Here is a 23613-nt window from a genome sequence, read left to right as displayed (position 1 = left end):
ATGCGTCAGCATGCCGCATCGGCCATGACAGCCAGCGTACCGGCTGGCATCCGGCGTCAAGGGAGCGCTTCGCCGGGCTGCGCCCGCCCTTGACCCCGGCTGCCAGCTCAAACACCACCGAATCCACCCACTCGAAATTCAGGAGAGGCAGACATGTTCATCGTCTTCTCCTGGTTGTAGTCAATCCAAGGCCAGCCTTCACGCGCTGGCCAGCCTGATCACGGGCGCCGGCTCGGGCGGCGCGGCCGGGGTCACGTCGGCGGCGTGCCGTTCGTAGAGGGCCTGCAACAGCGATGGTGTCACCTCGCCCAGCGGTCGGTCCCAGCGCACCCGGCCTTCGGCCATGCCGATGACGCGGGTGGCCAGTACCGGAAGCAGCTCGAGGTCGTGCACCACGGTCAGCAGCGTCCGCCCGGGCGCTGCGGCCACGGCGCACAGCGCATGGCAGACCTCCCGGGTCGCCGCCGGATCCAGCGCCGAAGTGGGCTCGTCGGCCAGCAGCAAGCGGGGACGCTGCAGTTGCAGGCGCGCCAGGGCGACCTTCTGTCGCTCGCCGCCGGACAGCCGGTCGGCCCGCGTGTCGCCGCGGTCCCCGAGACCGAGGGCCGCCAGCGCGGCGTCGGCTTCGGCGATCAGGTCCTGCGGGTACCAGCGGCACCAGCTGCGCACGGCCTGGGCGCCGCGCAGCCGGGCCAGTGCGCCGATCAGCACGTTCTCGCGCGCACTCAGCCGCGGCACCAGGTGCAGGCCCTGCATCAGCAGGCCGGTGTCGCGGCGCAGGGCGCGCCGGTCCGCAGCCTCGTCGCCTGGGCCGAGCGATCGCCCGAGCACCTCGACACGCCCTTGATGGGCCTGGACCAGCGCGCCGATCACCTTCAGCAACGTGCTCTTGCCAGCGCCATTGGGCCCGACGATGGCCACCCGCTCCCCCGGTTCGATGGACAGGCGCGGCACATCGAGCAGCACACGGTTGCCGAACACCACCTGCACGTCCTTCAGACAGACGGCCGCACTCACGACAAAGTCCTCACAGCAGCGCCTCCCGGATGCGGCGCGACAACGCATCGAAAGCCATCACCAGCGCCACCACCACGATCAGCAAGGTGGCCAGCCGGCTCCACTGGAAGAGGCTGACCGCCTCGCTGATCAGCAACCCCAGCCCGCCGGCGCCGATCAGCCCCAGGATGGTGGAGTCGCGGATGTTGAATTCCCACACGTACAGGTGGTGGCTGACGAACTGCGGCAGCACGGAAGGCCACACACCGTGGAAGAAGACCTGCGCCTCGCCAGCGCCGGTGGCGCGCACGGCATCGACTGCCGCCATGTCCAGCGACTCGATGCTCTCGGCGAACAGCTTGCCGTAGGTACCCATCGAGTGCAGCGCGATGGCCAGCACCCCAGCGGTCGGCCCCAGGCCCACGATGCCCACGAGGATCAGACCGAACACAAGCGTGTGCACCGCGCGCGACACGTCGAGCACGCCCTTGGCGGCCCAGGCCAGCGGCCGTGGGGCCCGCAGGTTGCGCGCTACCAGCATCGCCAGCGGCAGGGCCATCAGCGCGGCCAGCAGCGACCCCAGCGTCGCGATCTGGAAGGTCGCCCAGGTGGCCCGCCCCACGGCGGCGAGGAAGCTCGCCTCGACCTCGCGGCGGTTCTCCACGCGCAGCACGGCGCCGTCGTCGCTGCGGTACTCCAGGCGTTCGGGGCCGAACCAGACGTCCAGAAAGCTCGGCCGCGCGAAGTCACCCACCGTCTTGAGCAGGTTGTCCCAGGGATTGCGGCCGAAGCTGAGATCGCCCGCGGCCACCAGCGTGGCCAGGCACAGCGCCACCAGCACCGCATAGAACGCGACCAGCGTGGCGAAGCCCGCCCGGCCGGCGGGCAGCCCCCAGCGCACCGGCTGCGATGGCTGACGATGTGCCAACCCGGTCATCGTGCGCCCAGCTTGCCGGTGGCCAGCCCGGCATCCCGGATGGGCTTGTAGAACGCGTTGTCACGGGCCACGAAACCGGTGTAGTTGGCGGGCAGCAGGGTCGGCTGGCTCGCCAGCAGCGGGCCGATCTCGGCCAGTGCCGCCTGCAAGCGCTTCACGAAGGCCACGTCCTTGGCCAGCACGGCGCTGACGGCGAACGCGTCGTTGGGCAGAGGCGCCGACTGCCAGATGACCTTGCTGCGCGCGGCCGTGATCAACCCCTGCGCGATCATCACGTTGCGGTTGCGGTTGAAGTCGGCGCCGGCGTCCAGCTGCCCCGCCGTCACCTGCGTCTGGATGGCCTGGTGCTTGGTGTACAGCACGCGGGCGAAATGCTTCTCGGGGTCGATGCCGCGCTTCTGGAACTCATGCACCGGGATCAGGTAGCCGGAGGTCGAGCCCTTGTCGCCAAAAGCGAAGTTGCGCCCCCTTCCCTTGGGTCCCAGCAGGTCGTCGATGCTGTTCAGCCCCGAATCCGGATGGGTCACGATCATCGCGAAGTATTCCGGCTTGCCCTGGTACAGGATGGTCGAGACCACCTGCGCCTCGGCGAAGTGGTTGGCCAGCACATAGCCCCAGGGCCCCATCAGTGCGAGATCGGTCTCGCCGTTGGCCAGGCTCTTGGCCAGGCCCTCCCAGCTGTCGACCGTGCGCAGTTCGACCGGCCGGCCCAGGCGCTGCGCCAGGTGCGCGGCCAGCGGGCGGTAGGTGGCGTCGTTCTTCTCGCGGTCGGGCTGGAACATGCCGACGCCGAACTTCAGCGGAGCGCCTTGTGCCAGGGCCAGGCTGGGCAGGCTCAGCAGGCTCCCCAGGGCCAGGGAGGCCGCATGCCGACGGGTCAAGTTCATTGGGATTCTCCTGAGTGACGGGCCGACACCTCGGCCAACGGGTTGAGGGATTTCGCGGGCTGGGAGGCGGGCTGGGAAGCGTGCGGGGGTGTGGCCTGTGTCGCGACGAACTGCTGCAGGAAGTGGCGGTCGATGCGGTCCTTCCAGCGCCACGCCCAGGCGCCTTCGGCACCGAAGGGCCCGCGGGACGCGATGGCGCGTCCATCACCCGTGGCCAGCAAGGCCAGGAAGTGGCGCTGTGGCCGGTGGACGCGAAGGTCTCCTGCAGCTGCAGGCACTGTCAGCGCCGCGCGCAGGTTGCTCGCCAGCACCGGCCCCATGCGCACCGCATGCACGCCAGCCTTGGGCAGGGCCTGGCCGGACCAGCTCGCGCAATCGCCCGTGGCAAACACCTGCGGGTGGGACACCGATCGAAGCTGCTCGTCGATGCGCACGAAGCCCTGCTCGTCAACCGCCAGCGAGCCTCGCCGCACGGGGTCCCGCTGCCACGCATGCGCCTCGGCCCCAGTTGCCCAGAGGACGGCGTCGCTGCTGCGGTCCACGGAGGTGCACCAACCGCTGCCGAACTGCACGGTCACCCCGGCGCGGTCCAGTGCGCGCTGCGCGGCACGCCGTGCGGCCGGCGCCAGCCCGGGCAGCAGGCGCGTGCCCCGGGTCAGCAGGCTGCCATGCACGGTGTGGTCCGGACGCAGGGCCCGCAGCCGGGTCAGCACCGCGAGCAAGGCCTCGAAGCCGGCCGCGCCGCCACCCACCGCGGAGACGACGAAGGGCCGGTCGGCAGGCTCCCGGGCCCATCGCTCCAGCAATTTCTCGTAGCGCCGATGCAGCATCGCCAGCGGGCGCAAGGGCAACATCTGCGCGTGTTCGGCTGGCGGCGGTTGCAGCGTCGAGCCGACGTTCAGGGACAGCACGTCGTAGTCCAGCGTGCTGCCGTCCGCCAGCCGCAGCTGCCGGCGTGCCGGATCCAGTGCATGGATCTCGCCCCGGCACCAGCGCGCGCCGGCCGCCGCGGCCAGGGGCGGGAAGTCGATGGCGATCTCGTCGAACCGGTAGTGACCGGACAGCCACCCAGGCACCATGCCCGAGTAGGGCGCCAGCGGCTCCGGCGAGATCACCACGACCTCGACGCCGGGCATGGGCTGCCGTACCAGTGCACGCAACACCAGTGCGTGGGCATGGCCGGCGCCGGCCAGCACCAGCCGCTTCATGGCTGCTGCTCCCGGATACGGCTGGCGCTCTCCAAGCCATCGAGCCAGCCGGGTGGCACGTGCACCAGGTCCACCGGCTCGTCGATGTCGGCCACCGGAGGCAGCTCCGCCCAGCGGACGCCGGCCGCCCGCAGCCGCTCGCGCGTCTCGTCCATCACGCGGTCATGGCCCCAGCGCATGTCGGAAAACCAGCGCGGATCCGCCCGGCGCTGGCCCACCAGGGCATAGCCGCCGTCGAGGGCCGGCACAAACACCGTGTCGTGGTCTTGCAGTGCGGACGCCGCCTGGCGGAGCACGGCGGCGTCCAGTGCCGGCGCATCGGTCCCGATCAGCAGTGCGCGGCCGTGGTGTCTCAGGCTGCGCGCAAACGCCCGGTGCATGCGCAGGCCGAGATCGCCGGTGCCTTGCTCGGTCAGCCGGGCGCCATGTTCGGCTGCCGCGGCCTGCAGCGCGGGATGCTTGGCATCCGGCGCGGCGCACAGCTCGACGGGACCGACATCCGCCGCCGTGGCCTGAGTCAGCGCGTGGTTCAGCATGCGCTCGGCAAGCGCCGCAGCGCCGGATTCCCCCAGTGCCGGTGCGAGACGAGTCTTTGCCAGGCCGGGCACCGGCGCCTTGGCGAACACGATGATTGCCGTGCTCATCGGTAGGCCTCCGCCAGCCGCGCTGGCGATTCGCCACGCCAGTAGCGCCAGCGCAAGCACCACATCAGCACAATGGTGCGCCAGACGCCGCGCTGCTCCCATCGCCGGCCCGAGGTGTAGACCCGTGCGTTCAGGCATGCGGGAGGACCCAGCCGCTTCAGCCGGCGCGAGATCTCGATGTCCTCCATCAGCGGCTGCGCCGGAAAGCCTCCCACCCGCTCGAAGGCCGCGCGGGTGACGAAGATCGCCTGGTCGCCGGTGGCGATACCGCTCAACCTGGAGCGCAGGTTCATCAGCCATGCCACGACACGCAGCATCCACGGCCGGCCTTCGATGCGCACGTCGAAGCGGCCCCAGCAGGCACCGCCGCCGGGTCCCTGCATGGACTGCAGTACCAGTACATCGGCCAGCGGCGGCAGCCGGGTGTCGGCATGCAGAAACAGCAGCACATCGGCCCGAGCCTGCGCGGCGCCCGCGTTCATCTGCAGCGCGCGCCCGCGTGGCGCGTCCACCACCGAGTCGACCCAGGGCCGGGCCTGCGCCGCGGTCGTGTCGCTGCTGCCGCCATCGGCCAGCACCAACTCGACGCCGCGCGTGCGCAAGGGCTGCAAGGCCTGCAGCGTGGCCTCGATGGCCGCAGCTTCGTTCAGCGCCGGGATGACGATCGACAAGACAGGTTTCATCGCGCGTCGTTCAGCGCCCAGTCGTAGTCAGAGAAGGCGATGTCGACGCTCGCGGCACGGATGCGCTCGCGGTCGGCCGGGGTATCGGCCAACTGATCGGCGTAGCGCGCGGCAAATGCCGGCAGCGACGCGATGCCGCGGTGCCCCAGCCGGAAATCCTCGCCGTACCAGTCGAAGATCTTCGACAGCTCCAGCCGCCCGCGCTGCGCGTTGAAGCGATTGCGCGTGCGGTCGCTCATGAAGCGCAGCGTCTGCTCGTCCATCTGCGCGTCCAGCCGTGACGCCATGAAGGCCTCCTCGCGCAGCGCCGGGCAGCCGATGCTGGCGCAGTTGACGGCGAAGTGCACGCGCGGGTCGTCGTAGTCGCCGCGCTTGCGCAGCATCGCGTGCTCGATGTCGTCGAGCGAGACCTGGGTGCCCAGCAGCGCGATCCACTTCGGCTTCCAGGGGCTGCTGAGCAATTGCCCCAAGTCCTTGATCGACTTCAGGTCCGGGTAGCGCGTGAGGATGAGCTCGACCGTGAAGGCGTTGTAGGCGTTGGTGAGGAAGGCCTGACGCTCGGCCCTGGACCAGCCGCCGAAGGTGGCGGGCGTCACGGCCGACAGGCTGGCGAGGTAGACCTTCAGCGCCGCTCGGTCGGCCTTGAAGCCGGCGTAGGCCGCCTGCGTGGCCTGGCCGCCGCGCACGAGCCGCACGTGCTTGCGCAGCAGGGCCGTCCAGGCCGCGTGGTTGTGGTCGAAGCCGGGGGACTGCGCATGGGCCGGCGATGCCAACACTGATGCGGTCGCGGCCAGCGTCAAGCCCAGCAGGTTGCGTCGGGTCAGGGTCGTCATGCGCGCTCCCAGGCGTGATACCGCCCCACCCACTGCAGCAGCTTCTGCGGCGCATGGGCCCGCTTCCATTCCCCAGCCACGTACTTGTTGGCTTCGGCCAGCGTCGGGTAGGTGTGGATGGTGCCGAGGATCTTGTTCAAGCCCAGGCCGTGCTTCATGGCCAGCACGTACTCGGCCAGCAGGTCACCGGCGTGCTCGCCGACGATGGTCACGCCCAGGATCTTGTCCTTGCCCGGCACGGTCAGCACCTTGACGAAGCCGTGCGCGGTGCCATCGGCGATGGCGCGGTCGAGGTCGTCGATGCCGTACTTCGTGACCTCGTAGGCCACGCCCTGCTCCTTGGCCTCGCTCTCGCTCAGGCCCACGCGCGCCACCTCGGGGTCGGTGAAGGTGGCCCAGGGGATCACGCTGTAGTCGGCCTTGAACTTGCGGAAGCGGCCGAACAGCGCGTTGACCGCCGCATACCAGGCCTGGTGCGCCGCCGTGTGCGTGAACTGGAACGGCCCGGCCACGTCGCCCACGGCGTAGATGTTCGGGTACAGCGTCTGCAGGTAGGCGTTGGTCTCGATGGTCTTGCGCGGCGTCAGCGGGATGCCCAGCTCCTCCAGCCCGTAGCCCGTGACGCGCGGGCTGCGGCCCACGGCGCACAGCAATGCGTCGAAGGGGATCACCACCTCCGCACCACCGGCCTTGGCAATGAGCCGCTTCTCGTCGTCCACAACCTCGACGCGAACCGCCTGGTGCCCGGTGAGCACGTTCACGCCATCGGCGCGCAGCGAGGCGGTCACGAGTTCGGAAACCTCCGGGTCCTCGCGCACCATGATGCGCGGCGCCATCTCCACCTGCGTCACGGCGCTGCCCAGCCGGGCAAAGCTCTGCGCCAGCTCGCTGCCGATCGGGCCACCACCCAGCACCACCAGGCGCCGGGGCAACTCGGTCAGGCCCCACACCGTGTCACTGGTGAGAAAGCCCGCTTCCTTCACGCCGGGGATCGGCGGCACGAAGGGGCTGGCCCCGGCGGCGATGACGATGTTCTTCGTTGTCAGCGTCTGCTTGCGGCCGTCGGCCAGCGTCACCTCCACGGACCACGGGCTGGTGATGCGGGCATGGCCCTGCAGGACCTCGACGCCCAGGCCGGTGTAGCGCTCCACCGAGTCGTGCGGCTCGATGTCGGCGATGACGCCGTGCACGCGCTTCATCACGGCGGCGAAGTCCACCCGCCCGGCCGCATCGGCGACACCCAGTTCATGCGCCTTCTTCAGCTGCCGCGCCATCTTGGCCGAGCGGATCAGCGCCTTGCTCGGCACGCAGCCGAAGTTCAGGCAGTCGCCGCCCATCTTGTGGCCTTCGATCAGCGTGACCTTGGCCTTGACGGCCGCGGCGATGTAGGCGGAGACCAGCCCGCCGGCACCGGCGCCGATGACGACGAGGTTGCGGTCGAAGGCGCGAGGCTTCGTCCACTTCGCATAGACCTTGCGCCGCTCGAGCCAGGCCACGCCGGCTTTGGCCAGCAGCGGGAACAGGCCCAGCAGCACGAAGCTGCCCAGGAGCCCCGGCGAGAGGATGTCACCGGGCGACTGGATGGCCGCCAGCTGCGTGCCTGCGTTCACGTACACCGCCGTGCCGGCCAGCATGCCGAGCTGGCTCACCAGGTAGAAACGGCCAGCTCCCATGGGCGTCAGGCCCATCAGCAGGTTGATCAGCCAGAACGGGAACACCGGCACCAGGCGCAGCGTCAGCAGGTAGAAGGTGCCGTCCTTCTTGACGCCGTCGTTGATGGGCGCCAGCGCCTTGCCGAAGCGCGCCTGGATGGCGTCGCGCAGCAGGTAACGCGCCGCCAGAAAGGCCAGCAGCGCGCCCAGGCTGGACGCGAAGCTCACCAGCAGCAGACCCCAGCCCAGCCCGAACATCGCGCCGGCAGCCAGTGTCAGGATCAGTGCGCCGGGAATCGACAGCGCCGCTGCGGCCACGTAAACGGCGAAGAAGACCGCGGCAGTGGACAGCGGTGCGCTCAGCACCTGCGCTTGCAGGGCATCGCGGCTGGCCTTGAGGTTGTCCAGCGTCAGCAGCGCGCCCAGGCCGAAGTGCTGCCAGGCCCACACGGCCACCAGCGCCACGGCGGCCGCGCCGGCCCACAGCAGGGGTTTCGAGGGGCGGGCCATCAGCGCACGCCCTCGACCATGCGAATCACCGCCACGTCCGCGGCGACGGGTGCAGTGTTCTCCAGCGCCCCGCCGCAGCTGCTGCCCTGGCCGGCCGTGCAGCCGTAGCAATGGTCGGCGATGCGGATGTCCGTGCCTGCCGGATCGTGCTGCAGCAGGTCACGAATGTGCGGACGCCCATTCCGCCCCACGTTGGCGCGCAGCCCCAGCATCTGGTTGAAGTCGCAGTCGTAGAGGAATCCCTGCCAGTCGACGCTGAGCAGGCTGCGGCACATCACCGTCTCCAGGTTCTCGGGGCGGTAGCTGCCGCGCAGCAGCTGCATGTAGGTGCCGAACGTCCCCTTGCTGACCAGCGTGCTGCCGAAGCGCTGGATCGGCATATTGGTCAGCGCGAACAGATGGTCGAAGCGAATGCCGAAATGCAGCAGCAGCTCGCGCTTGTAGTCGGCCTCCAGCGGCCCCTGCGGCGGCGGCAGCACCGCGCCCTGCGGGTTGTAGACAAGGTTCAGCACCAGACCGCGGTCAGGATCGCCGTAACCCAGTCCATTGAGCTGGCGCAGCCCGGCGATGCTGCGCTCGAAGACGCCGTCGCCACGCTGGCGGTCGACATTGGCTGGCGAGTAGCACGGCAGCGACGCGGTGACTTCCACCCCCTGCTCGGCCAGGAAGGCCGCCAGGTCTTCTTGGCCAGGCTCGGACAGGATGGTCAGGTTGCAGCGGTCGATGACACGCACGCCCAGCGCCCGGGCCCGCCGCACGAGGTGCCGGAAGTGCTCGTTCAGCTCCGGCGCACCGCCCGTGAGGTCCAGCGCCCCGACCTTGCGCACACGCAGCACCTCGATCACCTGGGCGATCGTGTCGCCGTCCATCATTTCCGTGCGCTGCGGGCTCGCTGCGACGTGGCAATGCAGGCAACTCTGGTTGCACTTGTAGCCCAGGTTGACCTGAAGGGTGTCGAGCGTTCGGCGCCGAATGGGCGGGAAGTCGGTGGCAGCGAGCAAGGGCAGCGTGGCGTGCATGGGTGATCGGATCGAAGAAGGTGCGACGCTGGCTATTCGCAGCCACCCTGCGATCAGTTACAGGGGGCGCTGCCAAGAGGTGAACGACCCTTTTTTCACCCACCGCGTACAAACCCTGAGGCCCATCGGCGTAACCCCCACGCTGCTTGCGGCGAATCGTTGGGTGGAGCACGCCGCACCGCTCATCAGGCTGCGGCGGCTCACCGAGCGGGGCATTGCTCCCGTGGTGTCCGCAACCCGTCCTCATCCATCCAGGAGTGATCCCATGTCCCTGTCCAAGCCCACTTCATCGCAAGCCGCCGCCCTCGCACTGGCCGTCGGTACCGCCCTCGCCCTGGCCCAGGTCCCGGCACACGCCCAGCCCGCCGACAAGGAAAAGTGCTTCGGCGTCGCGCTCAAGGGCAAGAACGACTGCGCCGCCGGCCCCGGCACCACCTGCGCCGGCACCAGCACCCGCGACTTTCAGGGCAACGCCTGGAAGCTGGTGGCCAAGGGCACCTGCGAGAAGACCGAGAGCAAGACCTCTGCCTCCGGCTTCGGTCAGCTCAAGGAGTTCAAGGAGAAGAAGGCCTGAGCGCACGCTAAGACGAGCCCGCGTCCGACCTCCAGCAGCCAACCAGCCATGCACGAACGGCACAGCAGTCCGGTCCCGCTCGCTGGCGTGGGCCTCAAGACGGCCCACGTCCCGGCGCTGCTGGAACGCGGGCCGGACCGCTTCCTCGGCGGCGCGGGCTTCCTCGAGGTGCACGCCGAGAACTACATGGTCGACGGCGGCCCGATGCTGCGGCACCTGGAGCGGGTGCGGTCGCAGTGGCCGCTGTCCATTCACGGCGTCGGCCTGTCAATCGGTGGTGACGGTCCGCTGGACCGGGACCATCTCGACCGGCTGGACCGCCTGGTCACGCGCTTCGAGCCGCGCTGGTTCAGCGAGCACCTGGCGTGGTCCAGCCACGGCGGGCATTGGTTCAACGATCTGCTTCCGCTGCCCTACGACCGCGCCACGCTGAACCGCGTGTGCGATCACATCGACCAGGTGCAGGAGCGCCTGCGCCGCCAGCTCCTGCTGGAGAACCCGAGTACCTACCTCGGCTACGCCGGCTCGACCATGGACGAGGCCACGTTCCTGGCCGAAGTGGTGCGCCGCACTGGCTGCGCCCTGCTGCTGGACGTCAACAACGCCTACGTCAGCGGCGTGAACCACGGTTGCGACCCTTGGGCCCTGATCGCAGCGCTACCCGCCGAGGCCGTGGCCGAAATCCACCTCGCCGGCTTTGCGGAAGACCGCGACGCCGCCGACGACCGTCTGCTGATCGACCACCACGGCGCCGCCGTCGACCCCGCCGTGTGGTCGCTCTACGAACGCACCATCGCCCTGCTGGGGCCGGTGCCCACCCTGATCGAACGCGACAACCACCTGCCGGCTCTGGCCGTGCTGGAACAGGAGGCACAGCGTGCGCTCGACCTCCAACGTCAATGGGCCGTGGCCAGGGTCGATGCCGTCACTGAGTGTCCCTTCCAGGGCACGGTCACCGCATGAACCCGCCCGGTACTCCCACGGCGATGCGCCCGGCCTCACCCGCCCAGCATGCATTCGCCGCAGCGCTGCTTGATGCGGCCTTGCCGGTGCCACCGGGCCTGACTGCCTGGAACGGTTCCGACCCCGATCTGCGCTTTGCGGTCTACCGCAACAACGTCGTGCATTCGCTGGTGAATGTGCTGACCGACAGCTTTCCGGTGGTGCGCGAACTGGTCGGTGACGAGTTCTTCGGCGCGATGGCGCGTCTGTACCTGGTCGACCACCCGCCTGCGTCCCCGCTGATGCACCGCTACGGCGCCGGGCTGCCGGCCTGGATCGCCGACTTCGAGCCCGCCACGGCGCTGCCCTACCTCTCGGATATGGCGCGGCTGGAATGGGCGCGCCTGTGTGCCTTCCACGCCGCCGATGCCGAGCCGATCGAAGTCCAAACGCTCGTGGGGCTCATGCAGGCGCCGGAGCGCCTGGCCAGCGCAACGCTGGCCCTGCATCCCACGCTGGCCATCGTGCGATCGCCCCACCCCATCGTGTCGCTGTGGAGCGCCCACCAGCAGGACGATGCCGCGCGCGACGAGCAGTTGTCTGTGCTGCGCCTGGACCGCGCCGAAGCGGCACTGGTGTTCCGGGACGCCGCCGACGACGCGCTCGTGCTCGAGCTGCCCGATGCCGACGCCCAGCTGACCGCGGCCATCGCCGCAGGTGCTTCCCTGGCCAACGCGCAGCAGGCCCACCCCCAGGCCGACCTCGTCCAGGTTCTGACGCTCCTGCTGCGGCACAGCCTCATCACGGGCTTGCACGCCCCTTCTTCCGCACCGGAGACCTCCCTATGACCCCCGAGTCCGTTTCACGTCCATCCTCTGGCGCCGGCGTGCCCGCCCAGCCCTTGCTCGACAGGTTGACGACGAGCGCGCACGCGCTGATGGCACGGATCCCCGAGTCCGTCATCGCGCTGCTCGGCCGCTTCTCCGTGGCCGCCGTGTTCTGGAAGTCGGGCCAGACCAAGATCGAAGGCCTGGCCATCGACATCGTCTCGGGCAGCTTCGAACTGGGCATGCCGCGCCTGTCCTCGTCGGCGGTGGACCTGTTCCGCGACGAGTACCGGCTGCCCCTCATCTCACCCGAGCTCGGCGCCACGCTGGCCACGCTGGACGAGCACGTGCTGCCGCTGATGCTGCTGCTGGGCCTGGGGACCCGCTTTGCCGCACTGGGCCTGCTCGTCATGACGGCCGTGATCCAGTTGCTCGTCTATCCCGCGGCCTACCCGACGCATGGCGTCTGGGCGGCGGTGTTGCTGTGGCTGATGGTGCGCGGGCCGGGTGCGGTGTCCACTGACCATGCCTTGGCGCTGTGGAGCAAACGATCAAAGGCTGTTTGAACCTGGTGGCGGCTCAGTTCATCACAAGGCCACGCGTAACCTTTCGATGGTTCTTGGCGAATGACGTTCCGTTCGCCTTCCGTTCTCGTTCACCCACCCGTCAAGGAGATCCCATGAATCGTCGTTCCTTCGCCGCTGTGATGGCCGTTTCGCTGCTTGGCTTGACCGGCGTGGCTCAAGCGCTGGAGGTTCGTCCCTTCGATGGGGCGACATTGGCCAGCCTGCAGGGCGCCGGAAAGCCGGTTGCCGTGCACTTCCACGCCGACTGGTGCCCGACCTGCGTCAGCCAGACCCGAGCCCTTGACCAGTTGAAGGCCGGCGGCCAGTTGCAAGGCATGACCGTGCTTGTGGCCGACTACGACAAGGAGAAGGACCTGAAGCGCCAGCACAAGGTTCGCTCGCAGTCCGTTCTCATCGTGTTCAAGGGGCCGACCGAGGTGGCCCGCAGCGCAGGCCAAACCCAGCCTGAACAACTCCGCGAGGCGCTGGCCAAGGCGCTTTGACCCAACGCGATCAACGTGGCGATGGTTTCCGCGCCTGAACTGGGGCTGGCCTGGGTTGCCGGCAGCCTGACCACGCTCAATCCCTGCGTCTTTCCCTTGTTGCCGCTGGTGCTGGGCAGTGCAGTGCAGGAGAACCGGCTGGCTCCGGTTGCGATGGGCGCGGGGATGGTGGGCGCTTTCGCCTTGTTGGGACTCGTGCTTGGCGTGGCCGGTGATGCGATTGGACTCGACCCCGAGCACATCCGTTGGGCAGGTGCTCTGCTGCTCATCGGGTTCGGGCTGGTAATGCTGGTACCGATGCTCAACGAGCGCTTCACGCAGCTCATGTCTCCCGTGGCAACGCGCGCCAACGTCGCGACCTCGCGCTTCCAGGCCGGCTCGCTGGGCGGCGCCTTCGCCATCGGCGCCTTGCTGGGAATGGTCTGGAGCCCGTGCTCTGGGCCGATGCTGGCCAGCGCGTTGACCATCGTCGCCAGCGAGGGCGGTGCTTTGCGAGGCACCCTGGTGCTGGGCGTGTTCGGTCTGGGTGCGGCCAGCGTCCTCGTGGCTGCGGCCTACGCGTCGCGCGCGGGTTTCGGTCGTGTACGTGGCTGGGTCCTTGCACACATGGACCGCGTCAAGCGAGGCTTCGGCGTGTTGGTTCTGCTGCTGGGTCTTGCGATCCTGATGGGTGGCGACAAGTGGCTCGAGGCGCAGCTGATCCACCTCATGCCCCAAGGCTGGATCGACCTGACGACAAGGTTCTAGATGCAGATCGCTCAACACCCTTCAGGTGGCCGGAACCCGCCATGAACGAAGGGGCGCTCCTGGACGCGAGCGGGTAGCCACGACCCACCGCTTCGAACCGAGTTTCCTGCCTACCGGGGGGAAGCCCGCGTGGGTGCCGTTGGAGCTCTGCGCTCCGACGGCCGCCGTCTCGACGCCGCGCCGCTCAAGGCCCGGAGCTCGCAGCCGATACCCATCGGATGCCTGACCAGCCGACCGTGCCCGCTGAAGGCGCACCGCCTGCGCGTGCGCGCGCTCTCTCGAACGCTCTGTCGTTCCAGTTGGCGGTCGCCTTCACGGCCCTGCTGGCCCTGATGCTGCTCGTGGTCGCCCTCTCGGCCTGGCATCTGCGGGCGGTGCAACTGGCCGCCGACCGTGTGGCGCGCGAGGAATGGCCCCGCCTGCTGGCGCTGCAGGAACTCGCGACGCATGCGCAGGGCCACGGCGCGGCCATGGCACGTCTGCTCACGGCACCGCGTGCCCAGCGCGAGGCCATCTACCCTTCGCTGGACGCCGAATCGGCCGAGATGGACCGGCTGACCGCTGAGTTGAAACAGCGCATCACCGAGCCCGAAGCGCTGGCTCTGGTGCGGGCGCTGGACGCTGCGCGACACCGCTACCGCGAGGTCTTCGCCGAGGTCGGCGTCTGGATCGAGTCCGGTGAGCCTGCGCGGGCGGCAGCCTTGTTCGCGGCGGATGGCCAGCCATCCCTGGACCGGCTCGTGACGCTGGCTGGGGATCTCGCGCAGGCCCAGCAGCGAGCGGTCACCGACTGGAAGGCGCGCGCCGCCAACCGGGTCGGTACTGCAGAGACCCAGCTGGTGATCGTCACCCTGCTGGCCCTGGCTGGTGCCGCGCTGCTGGCATGGCGCATCGGCCGCGGTGTGGCCCGTCCGATGGCCCACCTGGCCGACACCGCCCGCCAGATCGCCGCCGGCGACCTGCGGGCGCGCGTCGGTGTGGCGCGCTTGTCCGGTCCGCGAGAGGTCGAGCGGGTGGGCGTGGCACTCGACGCGATGGCCGAAGCGCTGGAGGAGCGCAATGCGCGCATCGAGGCGATTGCATTCGCGGACGCGATCACGGGCCTGCCCAACCGTGCGGGTCTGCTGCGTGAAGCAGCCGCTGCCGGCAAGCCGGGGCCCGACACCGCGCTGCTGTTCGACGTGGCGCGACTGGCTGCCGTGAATGACGTGCTAGGCCCTGGTGCGGGTGACGCCTTGCTGCTCGCGCTCGGCGATCGGCTGCGCGCCGCGGCCGATGCCCAGGGATGGCGCGCAGCCCATCTGGGCGCAGGCACCTTCGCCGTGGTCGGGCGCACGGGCATGGCCACCGCGGAGCATGAGGTCGAGGGCCTCAGGGTTACCGTTCTCGAGCAGTTGGCGGCCCCGGTGTCCTGCGCCGACGTCCGCATCGACCCCCAGTTCCGCTGCGGCTGGTCTTTCGCCGCGCCGGACGCGGGCAGCGAGGCCGACCTGGCGCGCGTGCTGCGGGAGGCGGAAGAGGCGCTGGCAGAGGCCAAGCGGGCGCGCGTGGACGTGCGGCGCTTCGAGCGCATCGACCCGCAACGCAGACGGCGGCAACTCGTGCTGCTGGGTAGCCTGAGGCAGGCGGCCGAAAGCGGCGGCCTGGAGATGTGGCTGCAGCCCAAGGTGGCGTTGGCCCCAGTGGACATCACCCGCCGTGCGCCAACCCTGCACTGCCACGGCTTCGAAGCCCTGGTGCGCTGGCGACATCCGGAATGGGGCATGGTCTCGCCGGGCGAGTTCGTGCCCTTCGCCGAAGCCGCCGGCATGGTGGGCGTGATCACCCGCTGCATGGTCAGTCAGGCGCTGCACTTCATCGCGCAGCCCGCGGTGCAGGCGTTGGGTCTCCAGGTGTCGGTCAACGTCAGCACCGCCGACCTGCTGGACGATGACTTCACGGACTGGCTCTGCCAGCAGGCTCGGCGCGCCGGCGCGCCACTGGACCGCCTGACGCTGGAGATCACGGAAGGCCGGCTGATGGACGAAGCCGAGCGCGCGCTGCCCCGCATGCACGCGCTGCGAGAGGCTGGCGTGCGCTGGTCGATCGACGACTTCGGCACCGGGTACTCCTCGCTGGCCTACCTGCAGCGTCTGCCGGTCTCGGAACTGAAGATCGACCGCAGCTTCGTGGACCACGTCGACGCCTCGCCGGCGCGCATCGCCCTGCTGCGCAGCATCGTGCAGCTGGGCCACGGGCTGGGCCTGCAGGTCACGGCCGAAGGCATCGAGCGCGACGAGGAGTGGGCCCAGCTACGGCAGGCCGGATGCGATCTCGGGCAAGGATGGCTGTTCGGCCGGCCGATGCCTGCAGCTGCCGCGCTGGCCTGGGCCCGCGATCTCGCGGGCGGCGACGGCGGGCCAGCAGCGCAGCGTGGCAGCACGACGGAGGCGCACGCCTGATCGCGACGCGCCTTCACGCAAAAACATCTCAGGCAGGAACATCTGGCGACGAGGCCCCGGGCGCGAAGCGGAGGCAGGGCCAGTGCATCGCTGGGGTTTCGCGTCCCGGGCCAACCCCGTCATTCTCTTGGTCGCGGGTGGTCGGTCGGGCGTGACAAGCAATTCACCGACCCCCGCCACGACGCTCCGGTGCGGCGTCAGTCCTTCAGCGCCACGGCGTAGGCCGCGAAGACCGGGTCCACGGGCGTGGCGAAAGCGTGGTTGCTGTAGTTGCTGAGGGTCTTCACCGCCAGCGCCAGGACGATGTAGAGCACGTGGCGCTCCTCGAAACCCGCCGCGAAGAACGCCTTCAGCACGTCGGCTGCCGGACGGCCCTGCGTCGTCACCATGGCCACCGTGAGCGCATGCAGCGCCGCGAGGCGGGCGTCCGGGATGGGGTGGCCCTGGCGGATGGCGGCCAGCACGTCGGCCGGCACGCCCGACTTCTTGTCGGCGATCATGCTGTGCGCCGCCGTGCAGTATTCGCAGCCGTTGACCTGGCTGGCGGCCAGGAACACCACCTCCTGCTCGACGCTCGACATGCCCGACTCGCTGCGGAACAGGCCGTAGCCGTGCAGGTAGGTGCTGAGCACCGCGGGCGCGTTGACCATGTTGGCGTACATGTTGGGCAGGAAGCCGACCGCCTTGATGGCGCGGTCGAGCACCTCCTTCTGGGCCGGCGTGGCGGTGGCGGGATCGACGGCGCGGAGTTGGGTGAGATAGGCGGAGCGTGACATGGCGGGTTCCTCGTGAAGTGAGGACCTCAGCGTAGAGACACAAAGATCAAGCAGGTTGATCGAGCGTCTCGTTTTCAGGAGCCAGCGTGCCGGGCCCGGTCGGCGTGGCCATCCAGGCCGTCGGCGTCATGCCCACCCGCCGCACGAAGGCACGGCCAAAGGCCGCTGTGCTGGCGTAGCCGGCCGCCTGCGCCACGGCCTTGGGGGCACGGCCCTGGCGCAGCAGACCCTGGGCCAGGGCGATGCGATAGGCAGTCAGGTAGACCATGGGCGCCAGCCCCGTGACCGCATGAAAACGTTTCGCGAAGCGCGACCGCGAAAGCGCGGCGAGCGCCGCCATCTGCTCCAGTGTCCAGGCGTGTGCGGGCCGCTCGTGCAGGGCCTGCAGCACGGGCGCCAGGCGGTCATCGCCCAGGCCCGCCATCGCACCTGACGCGGCCCACCCCTGCGCCATGCCATGCCGCAGCAGGCGCAGCAGCAGCACCTCGCACAGCCGGTCCACGGCCGCCTGGCGGCCGCAGCGGTCCACGAAGGCCTCGTCGAACAGCAGGTCCAGCAGCGCCTCGGACCCCTGCAGTTCCGCCAAGGGCACCTGCACGACATCGGGCAGCGCGTCGGCCACCGGGTTGCGGCCGGAAGCCCCGAACACGACGGTGCCACACACGACGTCGGCCCCCTCGCGGTCATCGGCCACCAGCCGGTGTGCCTCGGGCCGCGGCAGCAGCACAAGGGTGGGCTGCACGATGTCGATGGGACCGGCGGCGAGACCGATCATGCGCACCGGCCCGCGGCGCACCAGGTGCAGGTGCCCGCGCCCGGTGTCGCGGTCAAAATCGTGCACGCCGCACAGGCCGCCCACGTGGAAGACGCCGGCCTGCAGCGGAAAGCGCTGCAGCAGCGTCGTCAGGCGGTCGGCCCGCGGCGGAGCTTCAGGTTCCGGCACGATCGCCCGTCCCGCCCGTCCCGGGTCCGCCGCGCCAGCGATAGAAGAAGTGGCCATCGATGAAGGGGCGCGCACGGGTCACGTGCTCGATCCATCCCCATTGCGCGATGCGGTGCAGCGCAAGCCACGCATCCACGCGGTGCAATCCATGCCGAGCGGCCACCAGGCCGACGGCGTCCTCGCCGACGAAACAATCCGCGTACTCCCGGCCGCGGTGGCTGCGGGTGTCGGTGAGCCGGGGCAATCCCTCCTCGGCGGTCTGCCACAGATCGCCGGCATCGACGCGGTCCAGCGCGTCGGACCAGGCCAGTCGGTAGTACAGGTCTTGGTCGAGGAACGAGTGCTCCTGCATCACATGCGCGAGCAGACCCAGCTCGCCCAGCGCCTGGCCCAGGGCCAGCACCTCCTCGCGCGGACGCCGCAGGCTGTGCACCAGGTGCTCGACCGCCTGGCTGCCGACAAAGCAGTGCGGGTAGTCATGCAGCCGCCAGCGGCGGTCGGCAATGTCCAGCGACTCCGCCAGTCTGGCGACACAGGCCTCCGGCGACTCGCCGGTCAGGCCCCAGACGATGGCGCGCGCTGCGCCCTGATCAGAGCCCGCGCCAGCCAGCACGCGGGTGTAGGCGAGCCATTCGTGAGGTGCCGGCTCGTCCAGCCCGGTGGCGCGGGCCACCCAGGCCACCACGTCACGCAGCGCCAGCCGGCCCGGGCCGCCACTCCAGTCAGGCAGCAGGTCCGCGAAGCCCTGGCTCCGGGTCCAGGCCCGATCCTGCGGGCTGACATGCCCGCCCTGGGTGCGGCTGAGCAGGATGCGACCGGCCACCGACGGCTCCGGCAGCGTGTGCAGCAGCGCTGACAAGGGCCGCGCGCCGTGCAAGGCCGGGTCGGACACGTCCAGGAAGGCCAGCCCGCCATCATTCAGCGTCGCAAGCGCCCGCCTGCGAGGCTCGGCATCCAGCGGCAGCGGCTGCGGGATGAGGCCCATCGCCATCAGCGCTGCCCGAAGCGCATCGGCGCCACCGCCCGAAGGCAGGTCCAGCCAGATGCGGGTGCGTGCAGCGGTGGCGTGTTGTGCGGCCTTCATGTCAGTAACGCCCCTGCAAGGTCAGCGAACGCAGTGCGCATGGGGGGCTTCACTTCAAGAGGTCCTTGGGGAGATCGGTTCCGGGGTGAAACGCCACCCAGGCGAACCAGAACGCGGTGATCGTGGGCAGCAGCCGGCCCGACGCGTCATAGGCTTCCGCGCTGCGCGCCTGGCGGTCGTAATGGATGCGGATACGCTGGCCGCCGAGCTGGTCGTGCCAGCGCCCCTGGGCGTCGACCCGGCGCGCCAGCCCCTCGAACGGATAGGCCCGGGCCTGCCCGGCGATCACCAGACCCATGACCCAGGCCTTCAGGGGCAGCCGCTGGTCGCGGTGCTGCACGTCGAACATCAGCCGCGGCACCTTGTCGTAGCCGTCGTAGGGGTCGCGGTCGTAGTCGCGCTGGAAGCCCGTCTGCGTCGACAGCACCTCGGTGCGCGGGTGGCGGACACGCCACGCCGCCCAGCTGGTGTGGCTGATCGGTACGGATGCCAGTGCCGTGCCCTTGAGCGGCCCCGCGATCGCCTTGCCCAGGATCTGGGACCACAGGGACTCGGTGCGCCGGTCGTACAGCAACACGTCGCTGTTGTAAAGCAGGCCCGAGACGCCGAAGCTCGCGGCCTGTGCGCCCACGCGGGCGTCGAACGCGATGCCCGTGCCGCACAGCGGGCAGTAGGTGACGGCGATCGGCTCGTCGCCGAGCCGATCGTTGACGATCTCGTGCCAGTTGAGGATGCGCACGGGGTAGGCGCGCGCGATCCCATTGCGCTCGATGCCCAGGATGCGGTCGGCATCGGCCAGGCCGGCGCGTGCGGCCTGCACGAAGCGCGGCTGATCGATGGCGGGAATGCCGTCGCGCGGCGGGCCACCGGCCTCGATGGCCGAGACAGGTACCAGTGCGCCGCTCAGGTCGAAGCCGTTGAGCGTTCGTGCCGTCGCGCAGAGTGGCTTGCCCATCGCGGCAATACCTGCAGCCCACGACGCCGATCGGAGAGCATCGCGTCGTCTCATGGAAATGACTCCTGTCTCTGCATTTGTGCCCAGGTGACGCGGCGCGGGTCGAAACCCGCCTCGAGCGTGGGCTTGACCACCTGGAAATACGGCGAGACATCGAAGTCACGCGGTACGAAAAGGGTGTGATGGCGGACGTGCAGGATCTCGTCCACACAGCCCGGGCACAGCGGGTCCTGGCGATCTCGCCGCTCGATGGAGGGAAGGATCGGGTAACCCACCGACTGGAAGGCCTCGGCCACCAGGGTCGAGCAGATGGCGCGGGTGGGGTCGCCGCTGCCCAGGGCGATCAGCCGGCGCCGCCAGCGTGTGGGCACCGGCGGCGTGGGCAGCAGCCAGCGCACGAGGTCGATGATGTTCTTGAGGTCGTAACGCTGGCCCAGCCGCTGGGCGGCGTGGCCGATCACCGCCCGGATCTCGTCCGGGCTTAGTCCGACCGGCCGGCAGATCCGCACGTGCAGTCCCGCAAACTCGTCCAGGCCCACGGCGCGAATGCCTTCAATCACGTCCGCCTCAACGACGCAGCGTTTGAGCGGGTCGCCGAGTGCTGCGCCCACGTACAGCGCCGCATGCGACCAGGTCGATTGCGTCAGGTACTTGATGCCGACCGAGAACCGCGATTCGCCTTCGACCAGGAGCACGTCGCCGGGCCTCAGGCAGGCAGCCAGGTGCGCCGGGTCGGTTGGCAAGGACACCCCATGCGCATGACGTCGTCGGGACAGGAACCGGGCCAGCGCGCCCCCGAGCCAGGCGCCGAGTGAAGTCGGGGCCACAGCAGCGGCTGGCCGAACGATTTCCGGATGGCGCGGGCGGAGCGGTTCGCGGGGTGACATGGGATTCGCTGCTTGCCCTGTCATTCGCCTCTGCAGCGGTCTCGGTTACACGGGCGGCACAATGAACGGCGAAACCGTCGAACTGACCCATCTGCGGCCCTGGATTCGGGCCGGTGTAACCAAAGGGCCCTGAGCCGCGAAATGCCTGTTGACGACAGCCCTGGCGACTTCGAGTCAGCCCTCAAGCCGCTGTGGCTGCGTGCCCAGTCGGGCGATGACGCGGCCTACCGGCAAGCGCTGGGGCTGCTGGCATCACGACTGCGCGCGTATTTGAAGCGCCGCCTTTCGGGCTTGCCCGATGAGGTGGAGGACCTGGTTCAGGAGACGCTGTTGGCCCTGCATCTGCAACGTGGCACCTACGACCCGACGCTGCCCGTCAGCGCGTGGGCGGTGGCGATTGCGCGCCACAAGCTGGTTGATCTGTGGCGCCGGCGCGGCCGGCGTGACAGCCTGCACGACGCCATTGACGACGTGGACGAGCAGTTGCTTGCGGCGGAGCCCGACGACGGCGGCGCGCGGCGGGACCTGGAGACGCTGTTCGATGCCTTGCCCCAGGCGCAGCGCCAGGCCATCGTGCTGACCAAGCTCGAGGGCTTGTCGGTCGCGGAGGCGGCCGCCCGGACCGGCGCATCCGAGTCGGCCATCAAGGTGCAGGTTCACCGGGGCCTGAAACGCCTGGCGGCCCTGGTTCGAGGTGACACCAGCGGCGACGAGCGCCCGCCGCTCCGCTCCGCCGATCCGGGCATGAGCCGGCCCGCTCACGAACGCTTGAAATGAAGACCGAAGCCCTCATCGACATGCTGGCCCGCGACGCGGGCCCCGTCCCGAGCGCGCTCGCCGCGCGGCGGCTGTCTCCGGCGGCTGCCGCCGGTCTGCTCGTGAGCGCCCTGATCGCGATCACCTGGTTCGGCATCATCCCCGCACAGATGTTCGCCACCGCCGTGCCGTGGACGAAGATGGCCTATGCCGGCGCTCTGGCGCTGGCTGCGGGTTGGTGGACGGCGCGCCTGTCGCGACCCGCAGCGCCGATCGCCCTGCCTCGTCGCGTGACTGTGCTGGTGTTGCTGGCGATGGTGGTCGTCGGCGGCTTCTCGCTGGCCTCGACGCCGGCGGGTGCCCGACTGGACGCCGTGCTCGGCGAATCATGGTCGACCTGCCCATGGAGCGTGCTGGTGCTGTCCTTGCCCGCCCTGGCGGGCTCGCTCTGGGCGGTGCGCGGCCTCGCCCCGACGCGGCCCGGGGCAGCGGGCTTCGCGGCAGGGCTGCTTGCAGGTTCGGTGGGCGCCTTCGGCTACTCGTTGTCCTGTCCTGAGGCCTCGCCTGCGTTCGTGGCCATCTGGTACACGCTGGGGATCGCCTTCACCGGTGCCGTCGGCGCGGTCCTCGGGCCTCGCGCGCTGCGCTGGTGAGCCGCTTGGGTTCGCGGCGCCAACTGCTGAGGTCGATCTCCTCGGCCCTGGCCTTGTTCGGGATCGGCCCGGCGCGCGCAGCCACGCCCGACGGCGCGGTTCCTGGGGTGGCGAACCGTCAGGCACTCGGCAAGGTCATCGGGACACTGCGCGACATCCCGCTTCGCGGTGTCCAGCGCGTGGACGCGGCCGAGAAGGACGGATGGTGGGCACGAGAAGGTACCGGCCGACTCTGGCATGTCACTTCGAACGGCGGCGCCCAAAGGGTGGCCGACGGGCTAGCTCCGACCGGCGCCCTGGCGACGGGGCATGGCCGCGTGGCTGGCCGGGGCATTGACGGACGCCTCTGGGTGCATGACACCACGCGGCCGACGGCGCCACCCACGCGCTCCGAGGTGACCCTGGCGCCGCAGGGCGGCCTGTGCGTCCTGCCGCTGGCGATCATCGCGGTGGTCGAGCAGGCGGGCAGCCATGTGCTTGCGCGCTTCGAAGCCGACCCGCGTCGTGGCCTGTGGCAGGTGGTCGCGCGCAGCCGCGACCCCGTGCTGCCCGATGCTGTCCCGGTCGCCGTGGATCTCGACGGCCGCCACGGCAGTGCCCACATCGCCGTGCTGGCCGGACCGGATGCCAAGCGCTACCCGCACGCCGTGCTCGGTGACGACATCGAGGCCACCCGCGTGCTCTGGCTGGAGCGCCACAGCCTGTTGCCCCTGCGCTCGCTCCATCTCGACGGCCCTGCCGTCTTCGAGGACCGTCTGCTGCGCCCGTGGGCACTGCCCGACGGGCGCAACGGGCTCGTCACGATGCAGTCGGGTCCCTTGGGGGCGCAACTCGTGGTGGTCGCCGCGTCGCCGAACGAGACCTCGAGACTCGAGATCGCTGCGGCCGGGCCTGCCATCGGTACACGCAACCGCTGGCTGTCGCCCGCCAGCGTCGCCCCTGAAGACGGCGAGATCTGGGCCGTGCACACGCCACACATCGGGGGTGTCCTGCATCGCTACCGGGCCGAGGGCTCCGCGCTGGTGGCTGAACGGACGGCGACAGGCCTGACCAATCACCGCCTGGGTGCGCGCGACCTGGACATCTCTGCGCGCGTCGGCCCTTGGCTCCTGCTGCCGACGCAGGATTGGCGCCGTGCGGGTGCCCTTGACACCAGGACCGGATCGTTTCTGGATGCCACCCCCGACGGCGCACCCATCCTGCAATACGTGGCATCTGCGAAACGAGACAGCGCCATCCTGCTGACCGAGTCGCGGGTGGCGATCTGGTCGCCTTGAGGCGTCAAGCCGCACAGGTTGGACCCGTGCCAGCGCTTCGATAGTTGCGCCCCAGTCGAGGCTTGTCGCTGAACGACTGCATTCGGCATCAACGGTCTCTCAGCCAATCCCTACGAGTGACTGAGATCGGTCTGATGCTGCTGTCCACTCCGCCACCGCGAAGGACAGCAAATGGCCGAGTAGAGCCGACCGACATTCGCCGATGAACGGCCGGTGCACACCAGGTCGCCGTCCTTCGCGGTCGGACCGCCGCGCCGTCAGACCGCGGTGACGTTGAACCGATCGCAGAGGTCATCGACCTGCCGCGCCTTGA

The 23613-nt window shown here is 69.8% G+C and carries 24 protein-coding genes; 10 read left to right on the top strand and 14 right to left on the bottom strand.

Annotated elements, in window-relative coordinates; genetic code table 11:
• Positions 1-198 precede the first annotated feature (198 nt).
• Genes O9280_RS04360 through arsS form a run of 9 tightly spaced genes read right to left on the bottom strand, consistent with a single transcriptional unit; the run spans position 199 to position 9369 of the window.
• On the bottom strand, positions 199-1017 hold the full coding sequence (locus O9280_RS04360) for an ATP-binding cassette domain-containing protein (RefSeq protein WP_298339282.1): 819 nt from the start codon (positions 1015-1017) through the stop codon (positions 199-201).
• Positions 1018-1027: 10 nt separating this feature from the next.
• Positions 1028-1924 (bottom strand): phosphonate ABC transporter, permease protein PhnE, encoded by an 897-nt coding sequence (gene phnE, locus O9280_RS04355; protein WP_298339280.1) that lies wholly within the window; start codon positions 1922-1924, stop codon positions 1028-1030.
• 5 nt (positions 1925-1929) lie between these two features.
• Complete coding sequence (locus O9280_RS04350) at positions 1930-2820, bottom strand: phosphate/phosphite/phosphonate ABC transporter substrate-binding protein (RefSeq protein ID WP_298339278.1); 891 nt, start codon at positions 2818-2820, stop codon at positions 1930-1932.
• Positions 2817-4028, bottom strand: coding sequence for an FAD-dependent oxidoreductase (locus tag O9280_RS04345; RefSeq protein ID WP_298339276.1), 1212 nt, complete (start codon positions 4026-4028; stop codon positions 2817-2819). The genes O9280_RS04350 and O9280_RS04345 overlap by 4 nt, the downstream gene beginning before the upstream one ends.
• Positions 4025-4672, bottom strand: a complete 648-nt coding sequence (locus tag O9280_RS04340) for a TIGR04282 family arsenosugar biosynthesis glycosyltransferase (protein ID WP_298339274.1) — start codon at positions 4670-4672, stop codon at positions 4025-4027. The genes O9280_RS04345 and O9280_RS04340 overlap by 4 nt, the downstream gene beginning before the upstream one ends.
• A complete protein-coding gene (locus tag O9280_RS04335; protein WP_298339272.1) occupies positions 4669-5355 on the bottom strand; it encodes a TIGR04283 family arsenosugar biosynthesis glycosyltransferase in 687 nt (228 codons plus the stop codon). Before O9280_RS04335 ends, O9280_RS04340 begins: the two co-directional genes overlap by 4 nt.
• A complete protein-coding gene (locus O9280_RS04330) occupies positions 5352-6188 on the bottom strand; it encodes a DUF547 domain-containing protein (protein WP_298339270.1) in 837 nt (278 codons plus the stop codon). Before O9280_RS04330 ends, O9280_RS04335 begins: the two co-directional genes overlap by 4 nt.
• Entirely contained in the window at positions 6185-8350 is a 2166-nt protein-coding gene (locus tag O9280_RS04325) for an FAD-dependent oxidoreductase (protein ID WP_298339268.1), read from the bottom strand. Before O9280_RS04325 ends, O9280_RS04330 begins: the two co-directional genes overlap by 4 nt.
• Positions 8350-9369 (bottom strand): arsenosugar biosynthesis radical SAM (seleno)protein ArsS, encoded by a 1020-nt coding sequence (gene arsS, locus O9280_RS04320; RefSeq protein WP_298339266.1) that lies wholly within the window; start codon positions 9367-9369, stop codon positions 8350-8352. The genes O9280_RS04325 and arsS overlap by 1 nt, the downstream gene beginning before the upstream one ends.
• A 265-nt stretch (positions 9370-9634) precedes the next feature.
• Between arsS and O9280_RS04315 the strand changes: the two genes are divergently transcribed.
• From O9280_RS04315 to O9280_RS04285, 7 genes are all read left to right on the top strand, one after another.
• Positions 9635-9943 (top strand): DUF2282 domain-containing protein, encoded by a 309-nt coding sequence (locus tag O9280_RS04315; protein ID WP_298339264.1) that lies wholly within the window; start codon positions 9635-9637, stop codon positions 9941-9943.
• A 48-nt stretch (positions 9944-9991) separates the two neighbouring features.
• A complete protein-coding gene (locus O9280_RS04310; RefSeq protein WP_298339262.1) occupies positions 9992-10906 on the top strand; it encodes a DUF692 domain-containing protein in 915 nt (304 codons plus the stop codon).
• Positions 10903-11733 (top strand): DNA-binding domain-containing protein, encoded by an 831-nt coding sequence (locus O9280_RS04305; RefSeq protein WP_298339260.1) that lies wholly within the window; start codon positions 10903-10905, stop codon positions 11731-11733. Before O9280_RS04310 ends, O9280_RS04305 begins: the two co-directional genes overlap by 4 nt.
• Before the next feature lie 89 nt (positions 11734-11822).
• Positions 11823-12278, top strand: coding sequence for a DoxX family protein (locus tag O9280_RS04300; protein WP_298339258.1), 456 nt, complete (start codon positions 11823-11825; stop codon positions 12276-12278).
• 140 nt (positions 12279-12418) lie between these two features.
• Positions 12419-12781, top strand: coding sequence for a thioredoxin family protein (locus tag O9280_RS04295; RefSeq protein WP_298339256.1), 363 nt, complete (start codon positions 12419-12421; stop codon positions 12779-12781).
• A gap of 21 nt (positions 12782-12802) precedes the next feature.
• Positions 12803-13528 carry a cytochrome c biogenesis CcdA family protein gene (locus tag O9280_RS04290; protein ID WP_298339253.1) on the top strand — a complete coding sequence of 242 codons (726 nt, stop codon included), beginning with the start codon at positions 12803-12805 and terminating at the stop codon, positions 13526-13528.
• A 218-nt stretch (positions 13529-13746) separates the two neighbouring features.
• Positions 13747-15969 carry an EAL domain-containing protein gene (locus O9280_RS04285; protein ID WP_298339251.1) on the top strand — a complete coding sequence of 741 codons (2223 nt, stop codon included), beginning with the start codon at positions 13747-13749 and terminating at the stop codon, positions 15967-15969.
• A gap of 197 nt (positions 15970-16166) precedes the next feature.
• On the opposite strand, the gene O9280_RS04280 is transcribed toward O9280_RS04285, so the two are convergent.
• From O9280_RS04280 to O9280_RS04260, 5 genes are read right to left on the bottom strand one after another with little or no spacing between them, the layout of a single operon-like run.
• Positions 16167-16745: a carboxymuconolactone decarboxylase family protein gene (locus tag O9280_RS04280; protein ID WP_298339249.1), complete on the bottom strand. Its 579-nt coding sequence runs from the start codon at positions 16743-16745 to the stop codon at positions 16167-16169.
• A 46-nt stretch (positions 16746-16791) separates the two neighbouring features.
• Positions 16792-17688, bottom strand: a complete 897-nt coding sequence (locus tag O9280_RS04275; protein ID WP_298339247.1) for an AraC family transcriptional regulator — start codon at positions 17686-17688, stop codon at positions 16792-16794.
• On the bottom strand, positions 17675-18772 hold the full coding sequence (locus tag O9280_RS04270) for a hypothetical protein (protein ID WP_298339244.1): 1098 nt from the start codon (positions 18770-18772) through the stop codon (positions 17675-17677). Before O9280_RS04270 ends, O9280_RS04275 begins: the two co-directional genes overlap by 14 nt.
• Positions 18773-18821: 49 nt before the next feature.
• Positions 18822-19781, bottom strand: a complete 960-nt coding sequence (locus O9280_RS04265) for a DUF3179 domain-containing protein (RefSeq protein ID WP_298339241.1) — start codon at positions 19779-19781, stop codon at positions 18822-18824.
• Positions 19778-20614, bottom strand: coding sequence for a YiiX/YebB-like N1pC/P60 family cysteine hydrolase (locus O9280_RS04260; protein WP_298339239.1), 837 nt, complete (start codon positions 20612-20614; stop codon positions 19778-19780). The genes O9280_RS04265 and O9280_RS04260 overlap by 4 nt, the downstream gene beginning before the upstream one ends.
• 141 nt (positions 20615-20755) lie before the next feature.
• Between O9280_RS04260 and O9280_RS04255 the strand changes: the two genes are divergently transcribed.
• The 3 genes from O9280_RS04255 to O9280_RS04245 are packed head-to-tail and all read left to right on the top strand — an operon-like array spanning position 20756 to position 23300.
• The gene (locus O9280_RS04255; protein WP_298339237.1) at positions 20756-21391 is read left to right on the top strand and encodes a sigma-70 family RNA polymerase sigma factor; all 636 of its coding nucleotides are present in this window, start codon (positions 20756-20758) and stop codon (positions 21389-21391) included.
• Positions 21388-22023 (top strand): DUF1109 domain-containing protein, encoded by a 636-nt coding sequence (locus O9280_RS04250; protein WP_298339234.1) that lies wholly within the window; start codon positions 21388-21390, stop codon positions 22021-22023. The genes O9280_RS04255 and O9280_RS04250 overlap by 4 nt, the downstream gene beginning before the upstream one ends.
• A 5-nt stretch (positions 22024-22028) precedes the next feature.
• Positions 22029-23300 carry a hypothetical protein gene (locus O9280_RS04245; RefSeq protein WP_298339232.1) on the top strand — a complete coding sequence of 424 codons (1272 nt, stop codon included), beginning with the start codon at positions 22029-22031 and terminating at the stop codon, positions 23298-23300.
• Positions 23301-23613: the final 313 nt, after the last annotated feature.

It is taken from the genome of Silanimonas sp. (assembly GCF_027531545.1).
Classification (GTDB): Bacteria; Pseudomonadota; Gammaproteobacteria; order Xanthomonadales; family Xanthomonadaceae; genus Silanimonas.
This window is presented reverse-complemented; position numbering and strand designations above follow the sequence as displayed.